Origin of the sequence: Kitasatospora sp. NPDC036755, assembly GCF_040636595.1 — a bacterium.
In the GTDB taxonomy this organism is placed as follows: domain Bacteria; phylum Actinomycetota; class Actinomycetes; order Streptomycetales; family Streptomycetaceae; genus Kitasatospora.
Map to the genome: position 1 here is coordinate 1 of NZ_JBEZUT010000570.1, position 3,176 is coordinate 3,176.

Here is a 3,176-nt window from a genome sequence, read left to right on the forward strand (position 1 = left end):
AACCACCCCGTCCTCGCCGTCCTACGCGGCTCCGCCGTCAACCAGGACGGCGCCTCCAACGGCCTCACCGCCCCCAACGGCCCCTCCCAGCAACGAGTAATCCGCCAGGCGCTGGCCAATGCCGGACTCTCGCCCGACCAGGTGGACCTGGTGGAGGCCCACGGCACCGGCACCGCCCTCGGCGACCCGATCGAGGCCCAGGCCCTCATCGCCACCTACGGCCAGGACCGGCCCGCGGACCAGCCCCTCCACCTCGGCTCCATCAAGTCCAACATGGGCCACACCCAGGCCGCCGCCGGCGTCGCGGGCGTCATCAAGGTCGTCGAGGCCATGCGCCACGGCGTCATGCCCCGCACCCTGCACGCCGAGCAGCCATCGACCAAGGTCGACTGGGAAGCCGGCGCCGTCGAACTGCTCACCGAGCCGCGCGCATGGCCCCTCGGTGAACGGCCGCGCCGGGCCGGTGTCTCCTCCTTCGGGATCGGCGGCACCAACGCCCACGTCATCGTCGAGGAGGCACCGGGACTCCCGGTCGCGGACACCGGATCACCCGAACTCGCCCGCGCGGCACTGCCGTTCACCCTCTCCGCCCGCAGCGCCGCAGCCCTGCGGGAGCAGGCCGCCCGCCTGCGCGCCCACCTGACCGCCCACCCGGACGCGTCACTGCCGGACATCGCGCACGCCCTGGTCACCGCCCGCGCGAGCTTCGAGCACCGGGCGGTCGTCGCGGCCGCCGGACGCGAGGAACTGCTCACCGCGCTCGACCACATCGCCGACGGCACCGAACCGCTCACCGGACCGGCCCGCTCCGGCGGAACCACCGGCTTCCTGTTCACCGGCCAGGGCGCCCAGCGCCTCGGCATGGGACAGGAGTTGTACAACACCCACCCCGTGTTCGCGGCCCGCTTCGACCAAGTCTGCGCCGAACTCGACCGGTGGCTCGACCGACCCCTGCGCGAGGTCGTCTGGGGCGAGGACGCCCAGCTCCTCGACCAGACCGCCTACACCCAGACCGCCCTCTTCGCCGTCGAGGTCGCACTCTTCGCCCTCCTCGACTCCTGGGGCGTGCGCCCGCAGTACCTCGCCGGACACTCCATCGGCGAACTCGCCGCCGCCCACGTCGCCGGCGTCTGGACCCTGCCGGACGCCGCCCGACTCGTCGCCGCACGCGGCAAGCTGATGCAGGCCCTGCCCACCGGCGGCGCCATGACCGCCATCGAGGCGGCGGAGGACGAGGTCACCCCGCACCTGACCGAGGGCGTCGACATCGCCGCCCTCAACGGGCCGCGTTCCATAGTGATTTCGGGCGAGACCACCGCCGTGGAGGCGCTCTCCGAGCGCTTCGCCACCCAGGGCCGCCGCATCTCCAAGCTCCGCGTCTCGCACGCCTTCCACAGCGCCCTCATGGAGCCCATGCTCCGCGAGTACGCCACCGTGGCAGCCCAGTTGGCCTACCACGAGCCCACCATCCCGGTCGTCTCCACCGTCACCGGCACCCTCACCACCACCGAACTCACCAACCCCGTCTACTGGATCCGCCAGGTCCGCGCCGCCGTCCGCTTCACCGACGCCGTTCAGACCCTTGCCGACAACGGCGTCACCACCCTGCTGGAGATCGGCCCCGACGCCGTCCTCACCGCCATGGCCCAGCAGACGACCGAAGACACCACCGCCATCCCCACCCAGCGCCGCGACCGCGACGAGAACACCACCCTCCTCGCAGCCCTCGGCACCCTCCACACCACCGGTGTGCCCGTGAACTGGGCCACCGCCTTCACCGGCCTCCACACCCAGCACACCGACCTGCCCACCTACCCCTTCCAGCACGAGCCGTACTGGTGGACCACCCAGGACTATGTGGCGGCCACCCCCTGGATGGGCACGGCCTCCTCGGAGGTCGCGGCGGCCGGGCTCGACGCGGCGGACCACCCGCTGCTGGGCGCCGTCGTCCCGCTGCCCGATTCCGGTGCGCTGCTGACGGGCCGCCTGTCCGTCGAGGCCCAGCCCTGGCTGGCCGACCACCGCATCGGCGACGCGATCCTGTTCCCCGGCACCGGTTTCGTCGAACTCGCCCTGCACGCGGGCCGACAGGTCGCCTGCGCCGCTCTCGCCGAGCTCGACCTCCACTCGCCCCTCGTGCTGCCCGACCAGGGCGGGGTGCAGGTGCAGGTCGCCGTCGGCCGCGACGACGAGAACGGCGACCGCACGGTCACCGTCCACTCCCGCGCCGAGGACTCCGGCGTCTGGACCCTGCACGCGCAGGGCCTGCTCTCCCAGAAGCCGGAGCCTGCGGACACCGTCACCGACCTCGCCCAGTGGCCCCCGGCCGGCGCCGAGCCGTTGCCCCTGGAGGGCGCGTACGAGCTGCTGCACGACCAGGGCTACGCCTACGGTCCGGAGTTCCGGGGGCTGACCGCCGCCTGGCGCCGGGGCGACGACACCTTCGCCGAGGTCGCGCTCCCCGAGGACGCCCGCGCCCGGGCCGGCGGCTTCGGCCTCCACCCGGCGCTGTTCGACGCCGCCATGCACGCGGTGATCCTCGCCGACGAGGAGGAGACCGGGACGCTGCTGCCGTTCTCCTGGTCCGGCGTCAGCGTCCGACGTTCCGGACTGGGCGCGTTGCGGGTCCACCTGGCCCGCCCGACCAAGGACTCGCTGTCGATCACGCTGGCCGACACCGAGGGCACGCCGGTCGCGTCCGTCCGTTCGCTCGGCCTCCGCCCGGTCGCACCGGCTGCCCTGGGCGGCGGCGGTGGCGCGCTGCACCGGATCGACTGGCTCCCGCTGGCCTCGCCGGCGTCCTCCGCCGTCGGCATGCCCGCCGAGGTGGCCTTGTGGGACGCAGTGCGCGGAACCGGCGAGGTTCCGGAGACCGTCGTCCTTCCGTGCGCCCCGCGGAGCGGCGACGTACCGGCCGGCGTGCGGGCCGGTCTCGGCCGGGTCCTGGGCGCGCTCCAGGAGTGGCTGGCCGACGACCGCTTCACCGACTCCCGCCTGGTCGTCGTCACCTCTGGCGCCGTCGCCCACCCCGAGATCACCGATCTGGCCGGCGCCCCCATCTGGGGACTCGTCCGCGCCGCTCAGGCCGAGAACCCCGGACGCATCACCCTCGCCGACCTCGACGACCTCACCACCCTCCCCCACATCCTGGGCGCCGTCGTCGCCTCCGGCGAACC

The 3,176-nt window shown here is 73.7% G+C and carries 1 protein-coding gene; it reads left to right on the forward strand.

Annotated elements, in window-relative coordinates:
• Nucleotides 1-3,176, forward strand: a 3,176-nt coding sequence (locus AB0E96_RS39990) for a type I polyketide synthase (protein WP_359831615.1), incomplete at both ends; no start/stop codon positions are given.